This window comes from Paenibacillus alkaliterrae, from assembly GCF_021532375.1.
In the GTDB taxonomy this organism is placed as follows: domain Bacteria; phylum Bacillota; class Bacilli; order Paenibacillales; family Paenibacillaceae; genus Pristimantibacillus; species Pristimantibacillus alkaliterrae.
Genome location: NZ_JAKGAP010000007.1, coordinates 161,017 through 184,208 on the forward strand (window position 1 = coordinate 161,017; position 23,192 = coordinate 184,208).

Genomic DNA, 23,192 nt, shown 5'->3' on the forward strand with positions numbered 1-23,192 from the left:
ATGCGTGAGCTAAAAGTCGAATTAGGCGAACGCTCTTATCCCATTTATATCGGGGAGGGCCTCATGAAGGAGGCTTCTTCCTATTTCGCGAAACATGGAATAAGCAAAAAGTCGCCGCTAATGATCATTACGGACAGTCATGTGGAGAAGCTGCATTTGCAAGCGCTTGAATCAGAGCTGGCAGCAGGCGGCTTCAAGACGGTCAGTGTCGTGGTGTCTGCGGGCGAGAGCGCTAAGTCGCTTTCGATGCTGGAGAGTCTCGTTACGAAGGCCTTGGAAGCAGGACTTGATCGCAAATCGGCGATTGTCGCGCTTGGCGGCGGCGTTGTCGGTGATCTCGCTGGTTATGTTGCTGCCTCCTATATGCGAGGCATTAAATTTGTACAGGTTCCGACAACGATTCTTGCGCATGACAGCAGCGTAGGCGGCAAGGTGGCCGTAAACCATCCATTAGCCAAAAATATTATCGGGGCGTTCCATCAGCCCGAATTGGTACTCTATGATTTACATACTCTTCAGACGCTGCCGCCTAGAGAGGTAAGAGCTGGATTATCTGAGGTAGTAAAGCACGGTCTTATATGGGATAAATTATTCGTCGAGTGGTGTGAGGAGCATGCGGAGAAGCTGTTATCGCTTGATCCGGATGCGCTTGGCTACGCCCTGCACAAAGGCTGCAGCGTGAAGGCTGCAGTCGTATCCCGGGATGAGCGTGAAAATGATCTGCGTGCGATACTAAATCTAGGCCATACGATTGGCCATGCTCTAGAAGCGGTTGCAGGCTATAACGAGCTGCTGCATGGTGAAGCGATCTCGATCGGCATGATTGGTTCGGCCAAGCTTGGACTTCGTTATGGCGCTCCCGAAGAAGTTTACGCGATTACGAAACGGGTGCTTAAGGGGTGCGGACTGCCTGTCCGTTTGCCGGCGCACTTTGACGTTGATGCGGTAATGGATGCAATGATGCACGATAAGAAATTCATGGAAGGGACGATGGTATTTGTCGTTCCGACCGCAATCGGAAAAGTCGAAATCAAGCCGGATGTTCCGGTACATTGGATCAGGGAAATCGTAGAACAATTGAAACAGGAGGGCGACTAGCAATGAGTGTGAGAGGTATTCGAGGGGCAATTACCGTTGATGCAAACGAGGAGCAGCCCATACTAAGTGCAACAATCGAATTGCTGAACGGCATTGTAGCCGACAATGAAATTGTTCCTGACGATATTTGCAGTGTATTTGTGACGGTTACGAGCGATCTTGACGAGACGTTTCCGGCACGCGCGATTCGCCAAATGAAGGGCTGGGAGCTTGTTCCGCTTATGTGCGCTCTGGAGGTACCCGTTAAAGGCAGCCTTGAGCGCTGCATTAGGCTGATGGTGCTGATCAACACGGACAAAACCCAAGGAGAAATACGTCACGTTTATTTAAGCGGCGCAGAGGCGCTTCGTCCTGATCTATCTAAGTCATAGCATAATTCATAAACTGATGAGCAAAAAACTCACTTCGCATGGAGTGTCATAGTTGACGCATGGCCGTATGGTGTTGTATATTGAAAAGCGTAAGTGAGAGTAGCAGAGCAGGTTTTGAGATGAGTAGAGATGAGCCGAGACTAGTTGAGAGAAGCAAAGGAAGGTAATTGCTAGTACGTATTTACGGAAGAGCTGAGTCATTCTTCATGCACAAGTGTGAGCGAATGGCGAAAGTGCTGTTTCACCGTACTTGTAATTATGTCTTTTCCGCTTACACACTTTCGTCATCATCTAAACCAACGCTCCTGCTCAGGCAGGAGCTTTTTCTGTTCCAAAAGCAAATTAGATTCGAAAATTACAGGGAGGTTTTTCGGGATGTCAAGCGAGCTGCAGCAGGTTACCCGTCTTGCCAGTCAATACAATTTAATCCCAATCGTTCGTTATATGATGGCCGACACAGAAACGCCGATACGTCTGTTTCAGCATTTCGCCAAGGAAAAGCATGCATTTCTGCTGGAGAGCGTGGAGGGCGGAGCGAAATGGGCTCGATATTCGTTTATCGGAACGGACCCGTTTATGATGCTATACGGTAAAAATGGCGAGATGGTACTTGAGCATAACGGGCAGAAGCATGTATTGAACGATAAGCCGATTGAGCTGCTTAAAGCTCATCTTCGATCCTTCCGTAGCCCTTCGCTCCCGGAGCTGCCTCCTTTTACGGGCGGAGCTATTGGATTTTTCGGTTATGATCTGCTGCAATATTACGAGAAGCTTCCAGCGCACCGGGTCGATGATTTGAACATGAATGACCTGCAATTTATGTTTTGCGACCAAGTCATTGTGTTTGATCACTTCAAGCAGCAGCTGCAAATCGTCGGTAATGTCCATATTGCAGAAGGAGCAACCGATGCAGAGATTGCCCAGGCCCATGCTGCTGCAGCAGCAAAAATCGAGGGAACCATTGAACGGCTTCAACAGCCGGTAACGATACCTGTTACGTCAGGTCCATCCATTCAAATTGATCATGAGTTGGGTGACATTCAATCTAATGTGACGAAGGAGCAGTTCATTTCAAACATTGAGCAGGCCAAGCAATATATTCGGGCGGGTGACATTTTCCAGGTCGTTTTGTCCCAACGCTTCAGCATCGAGACGGATATCGATCCGCTTCATGTGTACCGGGTGCTTCGCACGATGAATCCGTCACCCTATATGTATTATTTGAAAATGGGCGAGGAGGTCATTGTCGGAACATCGCCGGAAGCGCTCGTTAAGGTAGACGGTGATCGCGTAGAGACTCGCCCTATAGCAGGTACGCGGCCTCGCGGCAAAACGGCTGAGGAGGATAAGGCGCTTGAGCTCGAGCTGCTTGCGGATGAGAAAGAACGCGCAGAGCATTTGATGCTGGTCGATCTCGGGCGTAACGATATTGGGCGCGTATCGGAGTTTGGTTCGGTGAAATGTGATTCCTTTATGGAAATCGAGCGTTACTCGCATGTCATGCACATCGTTTCCAATGTATCCGGCAAGCTGCATAAGGATAAAGATTTCTTCGATGCCTTTGTTTCGTGCTTGCCGGCAGGTACTGTGTCCGGCGCGCCAAAGCTGAGAGCTATGGAAATTATTGCTGAGTTGGAAAATGAAGCGCGAGGAGCCTACGCCGGCGCAATCGGATATTTGGGCTTCGGCGGCTCGATGGACACCTGTATTACGATCCGAACCATCATATTTAAGCAGGGCAAAGCATACGTACAAGCCGGAGCGGGCATTGTATGGGATTCGGTGCCTGAAAGCGAATATATGGAGACTGTAAACAAGGCCAAAGGGATGCTAAAGGCCATTCGGGCAGCAGAGGCGATTTTTGCCGGACCGAAAGAGCAGCAAGACACATATAACCCCATCAATACGGATTATTACGTCAAAGCGGGAGAGGGGCTTGGGCAATGATGCAGGCAAACGATGCGATCACGATGCAGCAGGCGCTGGGTCAGCTTATTGGCGGTACTGATTTGACGAGGGAGCAAGCAAAGTCCGTCATGAACACTATTATGAACGGCGAGGCGACACCCGCGCAAATCGCGGGCGTCATTACCGCGATGCGGATGAAAGGCGAGACGAAGGATGAGATTACAGGCTTTGCCGAAGTGATGCGCTCGCTTTCGGGCCGGGTGGAGGCCGAGCAGGAGGGCTTGCTGGATACTTGCGGCACCGGCGGATCGGGCATTCATAAATTCAACATTTCAACAGCTTCATCGATTATTGCGGCTGCGGCAGGCATCCGGGTAGCCAAGCATGGCAACCGGGCAATGTCCGGCAAAGCGGGCAGCGCCGATGTGCTGGAGGCTCTAGGCGTTCAGATCACCATTACGCCGGAGCAAGCAGCCCAGTGTTTGAACGATATTGGCATATGCTTTATGTTTGCACAGCTCTATCACCCGTCGCTGCGCTATGCCGCTGTGCCTAGGAAAGAGCTTGGTATCCGCACGATATTTAACATGTTAGGCCCATTAACGAACCCGGCTGGAGCTGACAGGCAACTGCTAGGCCTCTACGATCGTACACGTACCGAAACGGTGGCTGAAGTGCTGGGTGAGCTTGGCTTGAAGCGGGCGATGGTCGTCAGCAGTCACGATGGACTGGATGAAATCAGCATTTCCTCCCCTACTCAAGTATCTGAATTGTTGAATGGAAAAGTACGTACGTATCATCTAACCCCCGAGGAGCTGGGATTGCCGCGCTCTCCGATTTCTGAAGTAATGGGCGGTGAACCTGCTGTCAACGCATCGATTATCCATGCGATATTTGCCGGGGAGCAGCGGGGAGCCTATCGGGATATCGTGCTTGCTAACGCCGGTGCATGTATATATGTTGGCGGTTCGGCAGCGTCGCTTCGTGAAGGCGTCGAGCTTGCCGCTGAGGTTATAGATTCAGGCAAGGCTGAACGTAAGCTGAACAGCCTTATTCAAAGGACAGGAGAGTTGGCTCATGTTTCTGGATAAAATTGTAGCAACTAAGCAATCGGAGGTTGAGGCACTGTCCACGCGCTTTCAGCTCGCCGAGGCAGAGAATCAAATTTCGAAACTGGAGGCTTGCCGGGGCTTCGAGCATGCGTTAACGGCTTCAGGCCGCAACCGCAGCATGGGGCTAATTGCCGAGGTGAAGAAAGCATCGCCTTCAAAAGGTCTAATCCGTCCGGATTTCGAACCAACAACGCTAGCCGCGGCTTATGAAGCTGCAGGAGCGGACTGTATTTCAGTACTAACGGACCGTGACTACTTTCAAGGTTCAAATGAGTTTCTAAGGGCAGTGCGCGATACCGTTAAAGTTCCGCTGCTGCGGAAGGATTTTACGATTGACCATCGTCAAATTTATGAGGCTCGTTTAATCGGTGCGGATGCGATCTTGCTCATTGCGGCCATTTTAACGCCGTCCCAACTTGGCGAATTCCATGATCTTGCGAAATCGATCGGGATGGATGTTCTCGTAGAGGTTCATAACCAGGAGGAACTGGAGGGCGTACTAGAGCTGAACAAAGCAACGCTGATCGGCATTAATAATCGCGATTTGAAATCATTCGTTACGGATTTGAAAACGACTGAGACGCTTATCGGATTCATGCCGGGTAACGTTACGGTAATAAGTGAAAGCGGCATCGCTGGTAAGCCGGATATGGAATACTTGCAATCGATTGGCGCCCATGGTGTGTTGATTGGCGAGCATTTCATGCGCCATGACGATGTGGGTCAAGCGGTTAACGACTTAATGGACGCGGTGAATGTTCGATGAGTCAGCAGCCGCGTATCAAAATATGCGGACTAAGGGATGTCCCGACAATCGAAGCGATGGACGATTTGCCGATTCATGAAATCGGCTTTGTATTCGCGCCAAGCAAGCGTCAGGTAGATCCGGCAACAGCCGTCCGGTTGATAAAAGCCGTACATCGCTTAAAGGCATCTGGCGGCGAGCGGCCGCGCACCGTAGGCGTATTCGTCAACGATAGCATGGATCATTTAAAGGCTGTCGTAGCTGAAGCTCCGCTTGATGTCGTGCAATTGCACGGTGATGAAACGGCTGAATTTTGCAGCGCGGTACGTGAGACGCTCCATGTGCAAGTATGGAAGGTCTTCTCCATCAAAAGTGAGTCTGCGCTAAGTAGTCCGCGATCAGCGATGGAACGATTGATCCCGTATAAAGGGAAGGTTGATGCTGTGCTTATTGACGCGCCTGGCGGCGGCACTGGCCAAACGTTCAATTGGGAAGCGATCAAAGATTATGAACAGGCTGCCGATCATCTTGAAATGACGTTATATGTGGCTGGCGGGCTGCATGAGGGTAACGTTCAGGAGCTGCTCAGGACGTATTCACCGGGCGGAATTGACGTGTCCAGCGGAGTAGAGACGGATGGGCGGAAAGATATAGACAAAATCCGATTATTTGTGAGAAAGGTGTTGGAAGCATGACGCAAGTACCTGATCAGAATGGCCGTTTCGGCAAGTTCGGCGGACGTTATGTGCCGGAGACGTTAATGAATGCTTTGTTAGAATTAGAGGAGGCGTACCTCCATTATTCGAAGGACCAGCAGTTTAAAGACGAAGTTCGTTATTTATTGCATAAATATTCAGGCAGACCGACCTCGCTTTATTATGCAGAGAGATTGAGTGAGCAGCTGGGCGGAGCCAAAGTATACTTAAAGCGCGAGGACCTGAACCATACGGGAGCACACAAAATAAACAACACCATTGGCCAAGGCGTGCTTGCCAAGCGTATGGGGAAATCGAAGATTATCGCGGAAACCGGCGCAGGCCAGCACGGCGTTGCATCCGCGACGATCGCTGCATTGCTTGGACTTGAGTGCAAGGTTTTTATGGGCGAAGAGGATATGAAGCGGCAGCAGCTTAACGTATTCCGTATGCAGTTGCTGGGCTCCGAGGTCGTGCCCGTGTTGTCGGGGACGCGTACGCTTAAGGACGCCTGCAATGAAACGCTGCGTTACTGGGTGAGCCATGTGGAAGACACGTATTATATCTTGGGCTCTGTCACCGGTCCGCATCCTTATCCGATGATGGTTCGCGACTTTCAAAGGATCATCGGGGACGAGGCGCGCCAGCAAATTTTGGCGGAGGAAGGCAGATTGCCTGATTACGTGGTTGCGGCAGTAGGCGGCGGAAGCAATGCGATGGGTATTTTCTATCCATTCGTTCAAGATGAGAGTGTGCGGTTGCTCGGAGTTGAAGCTGCTGGACGCGGCGTCGATACAACCTTGCATGCGGCGACGATGACCAAAGGCCGCCATGGCGTCTTCCAAGGCTCTATGAGCTATGTATTGCAGGACGAGCACGGCCAGGTTCAGCCGGCCCATTCGATTTCTGCAGGTCTTGATTATCCGGGTATCGGGCCGGAACATGCTTATCTGAAGGATTCCGGACGCGCGGAATACGTTCCTGTAACCGATGCTGAGGCTTTGGAAGCTTTGCAGCTATTATCGCGCACGGAAGGGATTATTCCTGCGCTGGAGTCCGCTCACGCGATCGCCCAAACGATCAAGCTCGCTCCGACGCTTGACAAGGACAAGATAGTAGTCGTGAGCTTGTCCGGCCGCGGAGATAAAGACGTAGAAGCGATTATGAGCTATTTGGGAGGCAATACGAATGAATCTCATTGATACAGCATTCGCAAGCTTGAAGGCAGAAGGTCGTACAGCGCTCATTCCTTTCTTGACGATGGGCGACCCCGATCTAAAGACGTCCGTAGATATTATTAAGACGCTGGAGCTGGCCGGCGCGGATATGATTGAGTTAGGCGTCCCGTATTCCGATCCGCTTGCGGACGGTCCCGTTATTCAACGGGCTTCCGAGCGTGCGTTAACGAACAGCATCACGCTTAAGGATTGTATTCATGTTGCAGAGAAAGCACGCGAGGCTGGAGTGAATATACCATTTATATTATTTACTTATTATAATCCTGTGTTCCAATTCGGCTTAGACGCTTTCTTCGAGCTTGTTCAAAGCAAGGGAATTAGCGGCCTGATCATTCCCGATCTTCCGATCGAAGAGGATGAAGAGGTTAGACAGCTTGCGGAAGCGGTGAATGTGCATCTCATTCCTCTTGTCGCCCCTACTTCGAAGGATCGTGTCGTTCGTATTTCTCGAAAAGCGAAGGGCTTCGTGTATTGCGTCTCTTCGCTTGGCGTAACCGGAGAAAGAGCGGATTTTCATACGAGCATAAACGAATTTCTTGCGACCGTGCGGGAAGCGACTGATTTGCCGATCGCGGTTGGCTTTGGCATTTCGAGCCGAGAGCAGGTGGAGCGCTTTGAGAAGCAATGCGACGGCGTAATCGTGGGAAGTGCGATTGTGCGGACCATTGAGGACGCGATCCCCTTGCTGCAGGATGAAAGCAAGCGTGAAGCGGGCCTTAAACAAATCAGCGATTTCGTTGCGAAGCTTAAAGGGTAAGATTGATCTACCGCAAACAGATATGAGACAATGTATGACAAGCAATAAGACCAGTTTATTATAAAAGAGGTGAACGGCCCATGCAGCCCAAAAGTAATATCGTCCATCTTCCTGTCTACCAGCCGGGTAAGCCGGTTGAAGACGTTAAGAGGGAGCTAGGATTAACCGAAGTCATTAAGCTTGCATCCAACGAAAACCCGTTCGGATGCTCCGAGCAGGTGAAAGCCGCAGTTATCGAAGAATTAGGAAATTTCAATATTTATCCGGATGGCGCAAGCGTTGAGCTTACTGCAGCGCTGGCTGCGGAGCTTGGCGTCGATTCCGAACAAATTATTTTCGGAACGGGCTCCAGTGAGATCATTTTGATGATCGCCAGGGCATTTCTCGTTCCGGGCGACGAAACGATTATGGCGGATGAAACCTTCCCCCAATATAAGCATAATGCAGAGATTGAGAACGCACGCATCATTGAGGTTCCCTTGAAAGAAGGCAAGCATGATCTTCCCGCAATGCTGGCGAAAGTGAATAGCCGCACCAAAATCATTTGGATTTGCAACCCGAACAATCCTACGGGAACGATCGTGACGCTGTCGGAATTGTCGGCCTTCCTGAAGCAGGTGCCAAACGGCGTGCTTGTCGTATTGGATGAAGCCTACGGCGAATATATCGACGATCCTGATTTCCCGGACGGCGTGCAATTGCTTCGCGAGCACCGCAATCTCATCGTGCTGCGAACGTTCTCGAAAATTTATGGTTTGGCCGCTCTTCGTATCGGTTACGGCATCGGGCATCCGGATGTCATTCGATTTACGAATCAAGTTAGAGAGCCCTTTAACACGTCAAGAGCTGCTCAAGCTGCGGCAAAGGCCGCATTGGCAGACCATTCCTTCCTTACCTATTGCCGGGAGCAAAATAAACAAGGACTCCTTTATTTGAGCGAGCAATTTGATCGTTTGGGCTTAGCCTATTATCCTGCTTATGGAAACTTTATCATGGTTGACGTGAAACGACCGTCGCCAGAGGTGTTTGACGCCTTGCTCCGAAAAGGCATTATTTCGCGTTCGCGCTGGACTTATTATCCAAATCATATCCGAATTACGGTCGGCACGCGCGAGCAGAATGAAAAGTTTATTGCAGCTTTAGAGAATGTTTTGCAGGAAGCGGCGGTGCAGGGATAACGTTATGACAACAGTAGCGATTTTTGGAGTAGGCTTGATCGGAGGCTCTATCGCCCTTTGTTTAAAGGGAAAGCCGGGTATCACGGTTATTGGGCATTCGAATCGTCCTTCTCAGGCAGAGAAATACTTGCAGCGGGGTGTAGTTGATTACGCAACGACATCCATGCAGGAGGCTGCAGAGCAAGCCGATTTTATTTTCATCTGCGTGCCTGTAGGTAATCTGGAGGAATACATTCTGAAGCTAAGCACCATCCATTTGAAGCCGGGTTGTATTATCACCGATGCGGGAAGTACAAAAGCTTCCATCATGGCATGTGCAAGTAAACTTGATTTCGGAAGTGCCGTATTTATCGGCGGGCATCCGATGGCTGGATCGGAACGGTCGGGCGTTGAAGCAGCTTCTTCTTATCTTTATGAAAATGCTTTTTACGTGCTGACGCCCGATGAGAAAACGCCTGCTGAAGCGGTTGAACGATTGGTTCAGCTGTTAAGCCACACGAAGGCGAACATTGTACAAGTAGACGCGAAGGAGCATGATGAAATAGCGGGTGCTATTAGCCATCTGCCGCATATGATAGCTGTCTCGCTCGTTAATCAAGTGCGGGGCTACAGTGAGCAGAATGATTTGTATGAGTCGCTTGCAGCGGGCGGGTTCCGGGATATTACGCGGATTGCCTCGGGCGAGCCTAACGTATGGCGCGATATATTAATTAACAACAGGGCGGTTCTGCTTCCATTGCTTCAGGATTGGAGCAAGGAGACGAATAAGTTCGTCGAGATGCTGGAGCGCTCGGATGGGAAGGCGATTGCGGAAGCCTTTCGTCAGGCCGGACAATTTCGCAGCAGAATGCCGGAGCGTCGCAAAGGAATGATTCATTCCGCATTCGAATGTTATGTGGACGTTCCCGATCATCCCGGTATTATAGGTAAAATAACAAGCGAGCTTGGCAATAGCCGAATTAACCTGAGTAACATTCAAGTAATCGAGAGCAGGGAGGATGTGCCCGGCATTTTGAGACTGTCGTTCCGGACTCAGGATTATTTGGATCAAGCTATCGCTCTGCTGTCAGCTAACGGCTATGACGTACACCTTTAGGGCTGTGCGTCCTTTTTCTTATTTGCTTAATAAAAATGAAAACGCTTATTGACAACTTGGAAGCGTATACATATAATAAAGGTACAGTATGGTTTCTCTCCACTCCTATCCAAATCCTTCGCACTTTGTGCGGACCACCTTTATAGGTGGTTTTTTTTTTGCCCATTTTCTTCTTTTCATTTGTAAAATTATTGAATTTCATCCTTTTGTCGAAAGAAGCAGGAATTTGGTCTTGGAACTCGAATTATATGTATACTCGTATTTTTTGAATTTTTTATGATAAAGACCGCAACTTTTCGTTCACGGGTCGGTACAATGTTACAGAACGGTCCGGGAATAATCCGCAGGTGGAGGAGGTTCGCCTGTCATGACTGATTCCCAATTAATACGTGAGATCAAGGATGGCAATGTCGAGCTCTACTCCGAGCTTATGCGGCGCTATCAACGGAAAATATTGGCATTCATTTATCACATGCTTAAGAGCGCTAAACTTGAGCTGTTAGCCGAGGATTTGTGCTCGGAAACCTTTTATAAAGCTTACCGCAGCCTCCACTCGTTCCGCGAAGTGGATGCTTCTTTTTCGACCTGGTTATATACGATTGCGCGCAATACCGTTCTAAGCGAGCTTCGCAAGCAGAAATCTGCGCATATGTCGCTTGATGACTCGGGATTCGAGCCGGTTGCCGCGCTCGATGCGGCACCGGAGCAGCATGTGCTTCGGAATGAGCGGATGGCAATGGTTCGGGAAGCCATAAATAATTTGCCTGAGAAGCAGCGCTCGGCACTTATTCTTCGGGAATATGACCAATTAGACTATCAAGAAATCGCTAATATTTTAGGACAAACGGTCAGTTCCGTAAAATCACTGCTTTTCCGGGCGAGAGCAAGCGTTAAGGCGCAGCTGGAGCCGTATTTCGGACAATCGCCGTTGATGGAAGAATTCGAAGGGATGAATACGAGATGAATTGCAACGATGCACAAGAAAGATTCGGCGAATATTGGGATTTATCTGAACAGGACGATGATCGTAAGGCTATAGATCGACATCTGCTTGAATGCAACTCTTGTAAGGAACAATTTCGACTCTGGGAGGAAAGCGAGGATATGATTCGCTTCCTGTCGGAGGAAGACGAATTGATCGGACCTACGGAGCATGTAAATCGCAATGTGATGGAGCGCATTTATGCGGAAGAGTCCTGGCTAATGCCGATCCCCCATAAGAGCTATCAATTCAGCAAATCATTCCGCCGCAATTTCGCACTCATCGTTGCCGCATGTATGGCGATGTTTGCCTGCGCTTTTTTCGTATTCGTGTTCGATAACGAGGAAGGCGCATCGCAGGCGCAGGTTGCCGAGCTGTCAGGATTAATGGATACGGCGAACGTATCGGGAGATGGACTTGTCATTACTGCAGGCATTTTTGCGGAAGTTCCGGTTGCGAGCATTAGCGATCCTTTCGTACTGAAGGTAGTGCCGGCTTTTCCGCAATACTATGTGGCGCTATCTTTACTTGGCATCATTATGACATTGCTCATTTTGAACTGGTTGTCCAGGACGCGCAGCTAATGGACTTATCTACTGAAGCTCCTGAGGGAGCTTTTGCTGTTTATAGAGAAGGAGATGAGAAGACGTTTGATTATCGGATTGGTGCGTCATGGGAAGACGGATTGGAACGCCGAAGGTAAAATACAAGGTCAGACCGATATTCCGTTGAATGCGGAAGGGTTAAGACAAGCTGAAGCGCTTTCGGAGCGTTTAAGCAGGGAGAAGCGCATATGGGACGCCGTAGTATCGAGCGATTTGCAGCGTGCGCAATCGACCGCCCGCATTATTGCTGAGAAACTAGCCATCCCTCTGCTTGAAGGCGATCCGCGCTTGCGTGAAAGATATTTCGGAGAGGTTGAGGGAACGAAGGAGCTGGAGCGCCATACGCGTTGGGGCAAGGATTGGCGTCAAGTCGCCAATGGCATAGAGCCTGATGAGGCCGTGCGGACTCGCGGGCTTAATGCCATTAAACAGTGGCAATCCGAGCATCCGAATCGCAAACTTCTCGTCGTGTCGCACGGCAGCTTTCTGGCGCAAATCATTTCGGAGCTGTGCGCGGAGCTGGAGGATCAGCATTTGAATAATCTCTCCTACTCCATATTAGAGCTTCGCGGCGAGAAATGGTATCCGCAGCTTTATAATTGCACGATTCATTTAGATCTTTAGCAAAGAGCTTATGCAAGAGGCCTTCTCCCGAACATAGGAGAGGGTCTCTTTTATTTATATAAACTCGTTTTTCGATCACGGTTATAAAATAAATCATATTTTCCCATAATGGTACTAACTAACGCTGATCCATCGCACAATTTACTTACGAAGCGAGTCCTGCTTACTTTTAAAGGCGGGAATTCACAGAAAGGAGAGAGTTATGAATTTATCGGATATGCTAGGATATGCAGATATACAGCAGCTTAGCAGAATTGCAGACGTTTACCGATGCGAGTGCAATGGGCACTCCAAAAACGATTTGATTCAATCCATTCTCTCCACCGTAAGTCGAAAAGATGTCTTTGAGGCGCAAATAAGCAGCATGAAGCTGGAGGATTTACGTTTTCTAAACTCATTGCTGTTCGAAGCGCGCAGCTCCTACAGCTTGGAGGATTTGATCGCACGCGTCCAGCTAAGCAGATTTGGAGAAGAGTCTGCTAAAGTGGAGGTTGAGCCGCCTAAGAAATCAAAACGAAGCAAAAAAAATGCGGAGACCGATAATAAACCGCTCAGTCCGAGAGAAATGATCGCTAATTTCAAGCATCGGGGCTGGCTGTTCAACGGTTTTAGCGGTCCAAGCCGGTATCTGTTTCAGGTTCCGAACGACTTGAAGACCCGCTTTCGCGAAACGCTGGCAAAGAGGTTTGCCGCAGAGCTGCAATATACGGACGAGCCGCCCGTATACCGCGATGAGCAATTGCTGATTCATGACGATGTCACGCAGTTTCTTCATTACATTTACCACAATGAAGTGCAGCTCACTGCCGATGGCTCTATGTACAAAAGGTTTACGCTGCAGTTGCTTGACCGTTTCGGAGTGCAGGAGGAGCTGCCGGCCAAAGGCGCATGGCGTTTCGGCTACGGCAAGCATTTCAATCACTATCCAAACCGGTTTTCGTTCATCTACGATTATTGCTTCTCTAACCAATATATAAACGAGAATCAAACCTCATTGACTTTATCAGCGGCGGGGGAGGAAAGGCTTGCGTCGAAGCCGGCCGGGGAAGCGGAACAGATCTATCGGTATTGGTTAAAGCTTTATAAAGGACCTGTCTCGAATTTGTTATCGCTTGTGCATTGGATGAGCGCTTTGGCCGAGCAATGGGTGACGGTTGAGTCGTTAAGAAAGGTGCTTGTCCCCTATATTAAGCCTTACTATTACGACGATGCCAATACAATTTTGGAGCAGAGAATCATGAGTATGATGGTTCATCTGGGTCTGCTTCGTCTAGGCGAGCATCCGCTGTTTGGAGCCGTAGTAAGAATGACAAAAGCAGGCAGAGCCATAATCTCGGGAGTTAGTTTGGACGAGCAAAAGCAGATGACCTTAAAGTAATATTCTATTTCGCTCTTGGTACGGGCTGAAATATAAGCTAGAGTATAGGTATGACACTTGTACGTTCTTATATTTTATATCCAAAGGGAGCGAATGAAGGATGTTACTGCCGTTCAAAGGCATGATGCCGAAGGTTGATGAGGAAGTATACATAGCGGAAGGCGCCAAAATCATTGGCGACGTCACGATCTCGCGGCATAGCACGGTTTGGTTTAATGCCGTGCTGCGCGGCGATCTAGCGCCGATAACGATTGGTCGAAGCTGCAATATTCAGGATGGAACAATAGGCCACGTCAATACGAATCAACCATTGATTTTGGAAGACGAGGTTTCGGTCGGTCATGGCGCGCTCATACACGGCTGCCTGATAGGCAAAGGCACATTAATTGGAATGGGGGCAATCGTACTTAACGGCGCAGACATTGGTGAATATGCTTTAATAGGAGCCGGTTCGATTGTTACAGAGAACAAAAAAATACCACCCTATACTCTTTCTATCGGTTCACCCGCCAAAGTCGTAAGAGAGTTGACAGAGAGCGATTTGCAGCGCATGAGAAAGACGATGGAGAGCTACGTGACGAAAGGAATAGAATATAGGATCTCTTAACGCCGGTTTGGAGGTGTATCCTATGGACAAAATGAAAGTATCGTATGAAGCCATGCTCGGTCTAGTTGCGGAATTCGTGCTTGACGAGGCGGTGCTGAAATTTCAAACGAATCAAATTAACACCGCAATCGATAAAGCGCTGGCTGCTGGAGACGAGGATACGTTTTACCGTCTTGCGAAACAGTTACATGAATTAAAAAGATAGCGTCTGCTCGAAGGTTTTTGTTGTAACCGGGCAGCGCGGAGCTTCCTTGTTTGAGCGGACGCAGAAGTCCGCCCAATCAATAGGAGGCTTTTTTTTGTGAGATAACAATTGGCAAGAAGGTGGAATGGGGGTAACATAGAGATTGCGAAACGGGTCATTATGTTAAGGAAGCGGGATGAGAAGGATGAAGTTTAGCGAAATATCGTGCGAGCAATGGGAGGAGCTTAGTCCTTTCCTGGATACCTGCCTGTTGCCGGTAACGGGAATGACAGGGATGGTGCAGCCTTTTGAAGCAACCGCGTGGCTGGAGCGATTGCGGGACATTATGGATTTAATAGAAATTCCGTTCAAAGGCAGAGTGGTTACTTACCCGGCATGGCATTATATTTCTGACCATAGCGCATTTGCTGAAATGTTAAATGAATGGTGCGCATCGGTCAAAAAAGCGGGTTTTCGTTATATCATTGTCGTTACGGCAAATCAGACTTTAAATATAACGGGTCCGGAGATTGATCTATCGCTGCGTCCGGACGAGGACGGGGGCCTTCCGCTCCAGGCTGAAGTATCGGGGGCAATTCGTGCATTATGGAGTGGTCAAGCTACATAAACTTATTGCTTTTGTCGTATAATGTTTACGAAATTTGGGGAAAACAAATGGCAGACAAGGTCAAATGTGACAAAATGATAACAAATTATTGAACGGCTTTTTGATAACCATGCAAATATCCAGCCATATTCTTGACGCTCCCAAGCACCTAGGCTATTATAAGTTATGTCCTAGTTCGTCATGCGTTTTTGCCATGCGGCAAGACGCGAGATATGGTTGGCAAAGGGGGTTAGAACAGAAGATGAGTAACCATGAACAACACGAAGCCGCGCATCGACCGGTTCAGCGCAAGGAAATGTCCCGGCGTCAATTTTTGTCATATACGCTTGGCGGCACGACTGCATTTATGATGGGTGGCGCGGTATTGCCAATGGTCCGTTTTGCAGTGGACCCGCTCTTGGTTAAAAAGGGCGAAGGCACTTATGTAAAAGTTGTGGAAGAAAGCAAGATTACGAACGAACCGCAAGAATTCAAATTTACGATTCATCAGATCGATGGATGGTATGTAAGCGATCCGGAGCTTTCGGCTTGGATTTCGAAAGACGCGAACAACACGATATTCGCGCTCTCGCCTGTATGCAAGCATTTAGGCTGTACGATAGGCTGGAACGTGAAGGGCCTGAACGAGTATGACTGTCCTTGTCACGATGCCCGTTACACGAAAGACGGTAAGAACATTACCGTTGCACCAACCCCGCTGGATGAGTATGAAGTGAAGCTTGAGAATGGATTCGTGTACTTGGGTCCTGTAAAGCCGAATACGAGAACGAAATAAGGAGGGCGTATTGCAGATGTTTAAAAGTGTATACAACTGGATTGACGAACGTCTTGACATTACGCCGCTTTGGAGAGATGTGGCTGACCACGAGGTGCCAGAGCACGTTAACCCGGCTCATCATTTCTCTGCGTTCGTATATTGTTTCGGCGGCTTGACGTTTTTCATTACCGTCATCCAAATTTTGTCCGGAATGTTCCTTACGATGTACTACGTTCCAGACATCATTAATGCTTATGCAAGCGTTGACTACTTGCAGCACAAGGTTGCATTCGGACAAATCGTTCGAGGCATGCATCACTTTGGGGCAAGCCTTGTTATCGTTATGATGTTCCTACATACCCTGCGAGTATTCTTCACTGGCTCTTACAAAGCGCCTCGAGAAATGAACTGGGTAGTCGGAATGCTCATTTTCTTCATTATGTTAGGCCTGGGATTCACCGGCTATCTATTGCCATGGGATAACAAAGCTTACTATGCAACTAAAGTAGGTGTTGAAATCGCTGCATCCGTGCCCGTACTGGGACCTTATATCGCTGACTTCCTATATGGGGGCGATATCGTAGGTGCACAAACGCTCACTCGTTTCTTTGCGATCCATGTATTTTTCCTGCCTGGCGCATTGATTGCGATGCTTGCGGCGCACTTTATTATGATTCGGAAGCAAGGCATTTCAGGACCACTTTAAGCGAAGGAGGGCTTACTTATGGCGCATGGTCATAATTCGAACGAGAAGGTTGTCTTTGTCGGCGACTCGCGTGTAAAGAAAAGCAACCATCCTAACATTCCGCCAGACTATACGTCCTTTCCGGGCAAATCGGAAGCGTTTATCCCGAACTTCCTGTTAAAGGAATGGATGGTTGGCTGTGTAGTTTTGGTTGGTTTTCTAGTATGGGTTATTGCAGAGCCGGCACCGCTTGGCTATCCCGCAGATCCGACTAATGCTGCTTTCATACCGATGCCAGACTGGTATTTCTTGTTCCTATATCAATTTTTGAAATATCCATACGTATCGCAGGATTATATATTGCTCGGTACGCTTGGCGTCCCAGGTGTCATGTTCGGCGCTTTGATGCTCGCTCCATTCCTGGACACAGGAAAGGAACGCCGCTTCTACCGTCGTCCGATCGCATCTTCTCTAATGATTCTATCGCTAGTGGCATGCGTATACTTGACCGTCGTGTCTTGGGATCATTACCAGCATATGCTGGAGGTTAACGGACAAGTGCCGGAGCATCATGAACGTGCAGACAAAGCTCGCGAAGCTGCATTGGCTGGTGAAGAACGTCCTAACTACATGGAGCCGGAAGTTGAAGCCTCGCTTGTTGATGCAAACGATCCGGCAATGGATATTGCCAAGCAAGCGCAATGCATCGGTTGTCACGCGGCTGATTTGAAGGGTCAAGGAAGTATTCCGGGACTCGCAGGCGTTGGTGATCTTCTGACGAAGGAAGAAATCGCAGACGTTATTACGAACGGTCGCGGCGGTATGCCGGCTCAAGCAGACAAACTTAATGCGGAAGAGATCGATCAGCTGGCTACCTGGTTATCCAAGCAGAAAGTTGCTGCAGAATAAATGTATGCCAAATAAAAACCTGATCGTATTTATACGGTCAGGTTTTTTTGAATCGTACACCGGAGGTGGAATGGTGAATGAAGCTCTCTTTTTTTTGGAGCCGTGAATTTTTGCTTAACCGTTCTTTTTTATGGCTGCTGTTCCTCGTTAATCTTGCGGGGACGATATACGGATACATATGGTATGAATATCAACTAATCGACACGTACAATACCCATCCGTTATGGAGAATCGTGTTCGTTCCGGATTCACCGACAGCGAGTTTGTTTTTTACCCTGGCCCTGCTCTATTTATTGTTTCCGCCCCACAGGCCTAGCAGGCTCGTCTCAATTGGCAGGAGCATCCTTGAAGCGTTAGCTGTCGTTTGTTCGGTTAAATACGGCTTATGGGCCGTGGCGATGATTGCAGCGGGCGCGTGGCAGGGTGCCGACTTGAATTGGAAGCATTATATGCTCGTAACCTCTCATTTAGGGATGGCCTTCGAGGCCTTGCTGTTTTTCCGATTTATGAAAGCGGGAGCGGCGGCATTAATTGTCGCGACCGGCTGGTTATTTCTGAATGATACAGTCGACTACACGTTTGGTGTATTCCCGACGCTAGCCGACGAGCTTGACGATGATTTGTCGGCTGTAAGAGCGTTCACGTATGGGCTTTCTATATTTAGTTTGGCGGCAGCTCTTCATGTATGGTGGTGGCATAGAAAAAAGGTATAACATGGGACATCCCCTCATAGATTGGTCTATGGGGGGATGTCCATGAAGGTACGATTTATTATTCCATTCATCATATGTATCGTCATGATGATCGGTTCGGCAGGCGCTGTCTGGGGGAACGCTTCTTTATTAAGTCAATATTCACCCGTACTCTCATCTGGTCCATATAAACAGTTGACTCGAATGGATGAATTAGCAAGCTCTTTATATCAAGCTGCATATACGAATAATCGCCAAGCCGGTTATGTTCAGGTCCAGCAGCTGCAGCGTATATTAGAAGGAGAACTCAAATATTCGGCAGGTATGCCCGAAGGCTGGCGAGTAATGGAGCAGGATGCCCGTTTCATCGAACAAACGCTTATAAGCGGAGCGACGACTGCCGATTGGCTAATGGAGGCTGCGCGCTTAAGGCTTGCGACGGATGCACTCGTACGTCCCGAGCATGCGTTGTGGCTCCAGTACGAGAATATAATGCTGGACGATCTCTCGCGCGTCGAGAAGGCCTGGAAACGCCAAACAGGGGACGGGGCTATAGCGGCCAGAGCCGCGATGAACAGCCTCCAGAAGCATGCGGAACGTATAGAGCCTTCTATTGCAATGATGTATGGCATCATGCATGGATCGGAATTGATGGAACGAATTCGTTATACGAATCAGCTGTTAGAATCAAAATCCTTGAGCGCGTTGAACGCGGATATGGTTACCCATTCATTGAAGTCCTTGAAGGAAGCGATTACCCGCGTATATGATCAGGGTGGACGGGCTGACGTGCTGCCGGCAGTCGCTCCGTTAGGCGCGGCGAACCCGCTGAGTTGGACTCTCTTTTTAGGCGCAATCATTTCTGCGGTGCTTACTTATTCCGGCTGGAGGAAATATAAGACGAATCCTTTTGGCGTCAAGCCCTTATCATAGCGTCATTCTTCCTTGAAGCCTTCGCCCAGCACATCATGCACTTCATTAATAACGATAAAAGCCCGCGGGTCGATAATGCGAACAATCGTTTTCAGACGGCGAATTTCTTGCCGGTGAACGACGCAGTAGACGACCTCTTTTTGTTGACCGGAAAATGCGCCTTTGGCAGGAATAAGGGTAACACCGCGGTCAAGCTCGATTGTAATTTTCTTAGATAGGGCTTCTCCTTTATCGGTAATGATCGAGAATGCTTTTGCTGCGTATGCGCCATCTTGAATGAAATCAATTATTTTGGAAGCGATGAATACCGTGACCAGTGTATAGAGTACCTTTTCAATGGAAATGTAGAATAACGAAATGCCAATAATGACCGCATCCAGCGTCAATATAATTTGTCCCATGCTAATACCCTTGGACCTGGTGACGATTCGTGCGACGATGTCGACTCCTCCCGTCGTTCCCCCGAAACGGAATACGATGCCAAGTCCGGTACCAAGCGTTACACCAGCATATAAGGCGGCTAGCATATAATCATTCGAGCTTTGAAAGGGGATGAGCATGCTGCGATCAATTAATCGTTCCATAAGCGCCAAAAAACCTGATAAGGAAATGATCCCGATCAGCGTATATACCATTTGGCCGCGTCCAAGCGCCTTCCAGCCCAAGAAAAACAAAGGAATATTAAGAAGTAAGGTAGAAAGGGAGAGGGGCCAGCCTGCCGCATAGTTGAGCAGTACCGCAATGCCCGTCACGCCTCCTTCCATGAGCTGGTTCGGGAGCACGAAGTAATGCAGTCCGAATGCATAGATGGCAGTGCCGATTAGAATGGGAATGATCATTCGCATTTGTTTTAGCGTTTTGGACATCGGTCAGCGCTCCTTTATGTTTTTAGTAGCACTTCAAGCCTAATCATCATACTGGATAGCTAATAAGTATTTTATGGATTCACCTTTAGTATGGCTCAATTCCCCCTTTCGAAAAACATTGATTTTAAATAGGCGAATACGTTAACATAAGAATGTGTAGCTATCGGCAGAAAGGAAGCTAATCGATGTCGGAAAAATCGTTGTCGGAAATTCAGCGAGAAGTGGACGAATACATTTCTCAATTTAAAGAAGGCTATTTCAGCCCGTTAGCGTTAATGGCAAGAATGTCAGAGGAAGTTGGCGAGCTTGCCAGGGAAGTGAACCACTATTACGGTGAGAAGCCCAAGAAGGCCGATGAAGCGGAAAACACGGTCGAAATGGAGCTGGGCGATATTTTATTTATTCTATCTTGCTTTGCGAATTCGCTCAACATTGATTTGGCGGAAGCACATAATAAAGTCATGCACAAGTTCGCTACACGCGATGCGAATCGGTGGACGAAGAAAATGACCGAACTGTAAACAAGCTCCCTACATATGCTGTACCATCAACCTGTGTACAAGGAGGATGGGCGGATGGATGGAGAGAGCTGCATCAAAAAAGCGTATGAATTCATCTTTAACAGTGATTTTGAGCAAGCGATATATTGGTTTGAGCAAGCGATTGCCGCGGAGCCGGAAAATGCATCTTATTATCATAAATGTGCCGTATCCTGCGCAAGAAGCGGCAAGTGGACGAAAGCGAAGCAGTATGCCGAGTCGGCGCTAAGGCTGGATCCCGAGCAAAAAGAATATCAATATCATATGCAAACCGTCGAAGCAAGTCTGTTGCTCTCCGAAGCGGATTTATTGCTTGCTTCAGTTCCGCCTCGATTGAGCGAAGCGGCTGAGCTTTTGAAACGCGTCGTTGTATTGGATCCGCTAAGCTTTGACGCATTTTATACGCTTGGAGTAATTTATGCATCGCTGAATCAACTGGAAGAGGCGGTAGTGAATGCGAGGGAAGCGGTGCGGCTTGATCCAAGTCATTCAGCGGCCCGCAGGTTATTCGCAGATGTCAATCGAAAGCGGCGCATGCTGCGCGACCGCATAAAAGCACGTAAAAGAAAAAGGATCAGGTGATTAGCATGACGACACAAAAAATAAAAGTAGCAGTAGCGGGAGCAAGCGGAAGAATGGGGCGGGAGGTTGTGAAAATGGTGCTGGAGGACGAGGCGCTCCAATTGGTCGCTGCCGCTGCTCCTTCAGCAGGTCCTGTTGATGCGGGCATCTTTGCTGGAAAAGCGAATACGGGGGTAATCGTAAGCTCATCACTCGAAGAAGCTTTAAACGGATCGGGCGCGGATGTTTTAGTTGATTTCACAGTGCCTCAAGCCGCATACAGCAATACGAAAACAGCGATTGAATACGGAGTTCGTCCTATTATCGGGACAACCGGCTTTACGCCTGAACAAATTGAGGAATTGGACGAGCTTTGCCAAGAGAAAGGAATCGGCGGCTTGATCGCTCCTAACTTCTCGATCGGAGCGATACTGATGATGAAATTCGCGGCAGAAGCTTCAAAATATATGCCGCATGTGGAAATCATAGAATATCACGGAGACCAGAAGCTGGATGCGCCTTCAGGCACGTCAATCAAAACGGCCGAGCTTATTTCCCAAGCGCGGCAAGAGCTCCGTCAAGGCAATCCGAATGAGGAAGAAGTGATTGAAGGCGCAAGAGGCGGCTATTACAACGGATTCCGCATACATAGCGTTAGACTTCCAGGCGTGTTCGCGCAACAGGAGGTCGTATTCGGCGGTTATGGGCAGACGCTCAAAATCCGTCATGACTCCTACGATCGCGCCGGTTATATGCCGGGCGTTAATGTTGCCGTAAAAAAGGTTATGACTTACAACGGTTTAATATACGGCTTTGAACATATTATGGATTAGTTTCATTTGGCAGCGGGAGAGGGGAACGGTATGTTAAACATTGCATTTATCGCACATGATCGCAAGAAAGAGGAAATCGTAAATTTTGTTATCGCCTATGAGAATGTATTTGTTCCTCATCGCTTGTATTCGACCGGTACGACCGGTACTCGCATTATGGAGCAAACCGGCTTATCCATTCATCGCTTTATGTCAGGTCCGCTCGGCGGGGATCAGCAAATTGGCGCATTGGTTGCCCAGAATGAGATGGACCTCATTATTTTCCTGCGGGATCCATTGATGGCGCAGCCGCACGAACCGGATATCATTGCATTGCTCCGTTTATGCGATGTGCAGGGGATTCCGGTTGCGACTAACGTTGCTACTGCAGAATTGCTTGTTAAAGCGCTTGAGCGTGGCGATTTTGCATGGCGCGAGCTTGTTCATAAATATAAACCAGGTATAGAAGAATGAGTGATAAGCTGGATACTCTCGTATTTGGCGCTCATGCGGATGATGCTGAAATCGGAATGGGCGGCACGATTGCGAAGCATGTACAAGCCGGTTACCGCGTCGGCATTTGCGATCTTACCGGGGCGGAGCTGTCCTCGAACGGTACTGTAGAACTGCGCATGCAGGAGGCCGCTGAAGCATCCGCAGTGCTTGGTTTAGCTGTCCGTACAAACCTTGGGTTGCCCGACCGCGGCTTGGAGCCGACGCGCGGCCACATCGATCGTATCGTTGCAGAAATACGTAAATTCAAACCGCGGACGGTATTTGCTCCATTCTGGGTAGACCGTCATCCCGACCATGTAGCATGCAATCGTTTGGTAGAGGAAGCGGTATTCAATGCGAAGCTGCGCCGTTATATGCCCGAGCTGCCGGCCGTGCAGGTCGAACAACTTATCTATTATTATATAAATGATATAGATCAAGTATCACTGGTTGTCGATATCAGCGATTATTATGAGACGAAGCGCAATGCACTAAGAGCGTACCGATCACAATTCGATTCGTCATCGGGAGGCGCCGATCGCGTAGCTACACCATTGACTAACGGCTATGTGGAGCGCGTAGAAGCGCGTGATTCCTTGCTTGGACAAGCTCGCGGATGGGCATATGCCGAGGGTTTTGCATTGAAACGTCCGCATGCCGTACAATTTTTTTGACAAATCGTACAGCTCTTGTCGAATACAATAGGATGACGTGACCAACACAGGAGGTGCGAAATA

General features: G+C 48.8%; 28 protein-coding genes. 27 read left to right on the forward strand and 1 reads right to left on the reverse strand.

Annotation, left to right across the window (positions count from 1 at the left end):
* The 22 genes from aroB to L1N85_RS04190 all read left to right on the forward strand — a co-directional run bounded on the left by aroB (position 1) and on the right by L1N85_RS04190 (position 19,182).
* Entirely contained in the window at positions 1 to 1,098 is a 1,098-nt protein-coding gene (gene aroB, locus L1N85_RS04085; RefSeq protein WP_235235052.1) for a 3-dehydroquinate synthase, read from the forward strand.
* Positions 1,099 to 1,100: 2 nt separating this feature from the next.
* Positions 1,101 to 1,469, forward strand: coding sequence for a chorismate mutase (aroH, locus tag L1N85_RS04090; protein ID WP_235235054.1), 369 nt, complete (start codon positions 1,101 to 1,103; stop codon positions 1,467 to 1,469).
* Between the two features lie 375 nt (positions 1,470 to 1,844).
* Complete coding sequence (trpE, locus tag L1N85_RS04095; protein ID WP_235235056.1) at positions 1,845 to 3,416, forward strand: anthranilate synthase component I; 1,572 nt, start codon at positions 1,845 to 1,847, stop codon at positions 3,414 to 3,416.
* On the forward strand, positions 3,413 to 4,468 hold the full coding sequence (trpD, locus tag L1N85_RS04100; RefSeq protein ID WP_407946315.1) for an anthranilate phosphoribosyltransferase: 1,056 nt from the start codon (positions 3,413 to 3,415) through the stop codon (positions 4,466 to 4,468). Before trpE ends, trpD begins: the two co-directional genes overlap by 4 nt.
* Complete coding sequence (gene trpC / locus L1N85_RS04105; RefSeq protein ID WP_235235058.1) at positions 4,455 to 5,255, forward strand: indole-3-glycerol phosphate synthase TrpC; 801 nt, start codon at positions 4,455 to 4,457, stop codon at positions 5,253 to 5,255. The genes trpD and trpC overlap by 14 nt, the downstream gene beginning before the upstream one ends.
* Complete coding sequence (locus tag L1N85_RS04110) at positions 5,252 to 5,929, forward strand: phosphoribosylanthranilate isomerase (protein WP_235235060.1); 678 nt, start codon at positions 5,252 to 5,254, stop codon at positions 5,927 to 5,929. The genes trpC and L1N85_RS04110 overlap by 4 nt, the downstream gene beginning before the upstream one ends.
* Positions 5,926 to 7,131 (forward strand): tryptophan synthase subunit beta, encoded by a 1,206-nt coding sequence (gene trpB / locus L1N85_RS04115; protein WP_235235061.1) that lies wholly within the window; start codon positions 5,926 to 5,928, stop codon positions 7,129 to 7,131. The genes L1N85_RS04110 and trpB overlap by 4 nt, the downstream gene beginning before the upstream one ends.
* Positions 7,118 to 7,924 (forward strand): tryptophan synthase subunit alpha, encoded by an 807-nt coding sequence (trpA, locus tag L1N85_RS04120; RefSeq protein WP_235235068.1) that lies wholly within the window; start codon positions 7,118 to 7,120, stop codon positions 7,922 to 7,924. Before trpB ends, trpA begins: the two co-directional genes overlap by 14 nt.
* A gap of 80 nt (positions 7,925 to 8,004) precedes the next feature.
* The gene (gene hisC, locus L1N85_RS04125) at positions 8,005 to 9,102 is read left to right on the forward strand and encodes a histidinol-phosphate transaminase (RefSeq protein WP_235235070.1); all 1,098 of its coding nucleotides are present in this window, start codon (positions 8,005 to 8,007) and stop codon (positions 9,100 to 9,102) included.
* A 4-nt stretch (positions 9,103 to 9,106) separates the two neighbouring features.
* Positions 9,107 to 10,198 (forward strand): prephenate dehydrogenase, encoded by a 1,092-nt coding sequence (locus L1N85_RS04130; RefSeq protein WP_235235072.1) that lies wholly within the window; start codon positions 9,107 to 9,109, stop codon positions 10,196 to 10,198.
* Positions 10,199 to 10,565: 367 nt separating this feature from the next.
* Positions 10,566 to 11,162 (forward strand): RNA polymerase sigma factor, encoded by a 597-nt coding sequence (locus tag L1N85_RS04135; RefSeq protein ID WP_235235074.1) that lies wholly within the window; start codon positions 10,566 to 10,568, stop codon positions 11,160 to 11,162.
* Positions 11,159 to 11,764 carry an anti-sigma factor family protein gene (locus L1N85_RS04140; RefSeq protein ID WP_235235075.1) on the forward strand — a complete coding sequence of 202 codons (606 nt, stop codon included), beginning with the start codon at positions 11,159 to 11,161 and terminating at the stop codon, positions 11,762 to 11,764. Before L1N85_RS04135 ends, L1N85_RS04140 begins: the two co-directional genes overlap by 4 nt.
* 66 nt (positions 11,765 to 11,830) lie before the next feature.
* Entirely contained in the window at positions 11,831 to 12,409 is a 579-nt protein-coding gene (locus tag L1N85_RS04145) for a histidine phosphatase family protein (RefSeq protein WP_235235077.1), read from the forward strand.
* A 202-nt stretch (positions 12,410 to 12,611) separates the two neighbouring features.
* Complete coding sequence (locus L1N85_RS04150; RefSeq protein WP_235235079.1) at positions 12,612 to 13,787, forward strand: hypothetical protein; 1,176 nt, start codon at positions 12,612 to 12,614, stop codon at positions 13,785 to 13,787.
* Positions 13,788 to 13,887: 100 nt separating this feature from the next.
* Positions 13,888 to 14,394 carry a gamma carbonic anhydrase family protein gene (locus L1N85_RS04155; protein WP_235235080.1) on the forward strand — a complete coding sequence of 169 codons (507 nt, stop codon included), beginning with the start codon at positions 13,888 to 13,890 and terminating at the stop codon, positions 14,392 to 14,394.
* Positions 14,395 to 14,416: 22 nt separating this feature from the next.
* Positions 14,417 to 14,599 carry an IDEAL domain-containing protein gene (locus tag L1N85_RS04160; RefSeq protein WP_235235082.1) on the forward strand — a complete coding sequence of 61 codons (183 nt, stop codon included), beginning with the start codon at positions 14,417 to 14,419 and terminating at the stop codon, positions 14,597 to 14,599.
* A gap of 184 nt (positions 14,600 to 14,783) precedes the next feature.
* Positions 14,784 to 15,206, forward strand: a complete 423-nt coding sequence (locus L1N85_RS04165; protein ID WP_235235084.1) for a DUF2487 family protein — start codon at positions 14,784 to 14,786, stop codon at positions 15,204 to 15,206.
* Between the two features lie 241 nt (positions 15,207 to 15,447).
* A complete protein-coding gene (locus tag L1N85_RS04170; RefSeq protein WP_235235086.1) occupies positions 15,448 to 15,981 on the forward strand; it encodes a ubiquinol-cytochrome c reductase iron-sulfur subunit in 534 nt (177 codons plus the stop codon).
* Between the two features lie 16 nt (positions 15,982 to 15,997).
* Positions 15,998 to 16,669 (forward strand): menaquinol-cytochrome c reductase cytochrome b subunit, encoded by a 672-nt coding sequence (gene qcrB, locus L1N85_RS04175; protein ID WP_224722481.1) that lies wholly within the window; start codon positions 15,998 to 16,000, stop codon positions 16,667 to 16,669.
* 18 nt (positions 16,670 to 16,687) lie between these two features.
* The gene (locus L1N85_RS04180) at positions 16,688 to 17,557 is read left to right on the forward strand and encodes a menaquinol-cytochrome c reductase cytochrome b/c subunit (protein WP_235235087.1); all 870 of its coding nucleotides are present in this window, start codon (positions 16,688 to 16,690) and stop codon (positions 17,555 to 17,557) included.
* Positions 17,558 to 17,634: 77 nt separating this feature from the next.
* Positions 17,635 to 18,270, forward strand: coding sequence for a DUF1405 domain-containing protein (locus L1N85_RS04185; protein ID WP_235235089.1), 636 nt, complete (start codon positions 17,635 to 17,637; stop codon positions 18,268 to 18,270).
* 42 nt (positions 18,271 to 18,312) lie between these two features.
* Positions 18,313 to 19,182 carry a sporulation protein YpjB gene (locus tag L1N85_RS04190; RefSeq protein ID WP_235235091.1) on the forward strand — a complete coding sequence of 290 codons (870 nt, stop codon included), beginning with the start codon at positions 18,313 to 18,315 and terminating at the stop codon, positions 19,180 to 19,182.
* A 2-nt stretch (positions 19,183 to 19,184) separates the two neighbouring features.
* On the opposite strand, the gene L1N85_RS04195 is transcribed toward L1N85_RS04190, so the two are convergent.
* Positions 19,185 to 20,048: a YitT family protein gene (locus L1N85_RS04195; protein WP_235235092.1), complete on the reverse strand. Its 864-nt coding sequence runs from the start codon at positions 20,046 to 20,048 to the stop codon at positions 19,185 to 19,187.
* A gap of 185 nt (positions 20,049 to 20,233) precedes the next feature.
* Between L1N85_RS04195 and L1N85_RS04200 the strand changes: the two genes are divergently transcribed.
* The 5 genes from L1N85_RS04200 to bshB1 are packed head-to-tail and all read left to right on the forward strand — an operon-like array spanning position 20,234 to position 23,129.
* Positions 20,234 to 20,569, forward strand: coding sequence for a nucleotide pyrophosphohydrolase (locus L1N85_RS04200; protein WP_235235094.1), 336 nt, complete (start codon positions 20,234 to 20,236; stop codon positions 20,567 to 20,569).
* A 54-nt stretch (positions 20,570 to 20,623) separates the two neighbouring features.
* Positions 20,624 to 21,169, forward strand: a complete 546-nt coding sequence (locus L1N85_RS04205; RefSeq protein ID WP_235235101.1) for a tetratricopeptide repeat protein — start codon at positions 20,624 to 20,626, stop codon at positions 21,167 to 21,169.
* 5 nt (positions 21,170 to 21,174) lie between these two features.
* Positions 21,175 to 21,981 (forward strand): 4-hydroxy-tetrahydrodipicolinate reductase, encoded by an 807-nt coding sequence (gene dapB / locus L1N85_RS04210; RefSeq protein WP_235235107.1) that lies wholly within the window; start codon positions 21,175 to 21,177, stop codon positions 21,979 to 21,981.
* Between the two features lie 30 nt (positions 21,982 to 22,011).
* Positions 22,012 to 22,434, forward strand: a complete 423-nt coding sequence (gene mgsA / locus L1N85_RS04215) for a methylglyoxal synthase (protein WP_235235109.1) — start codon at positions 22,012 to 22,014, stop codon at positions 22,432 to 22,434.
* Entirely contained in the window at positions 22,431 to 23,129 is a 699-nt protein-coding gene (gene bshB1 / locus L1N85_RS04220) for a bacillithiol biosynthesis deacetylase BshB1 (RefSeq protein ID WP_235235115.1), read from the forward strand. The genes mgsA and bshB1 overlap by 4 nt, the downstream gene beginning before the upstream one ends.
* Positions 23,130 to 23,192 lie beyond the last annotated feature (63 nt).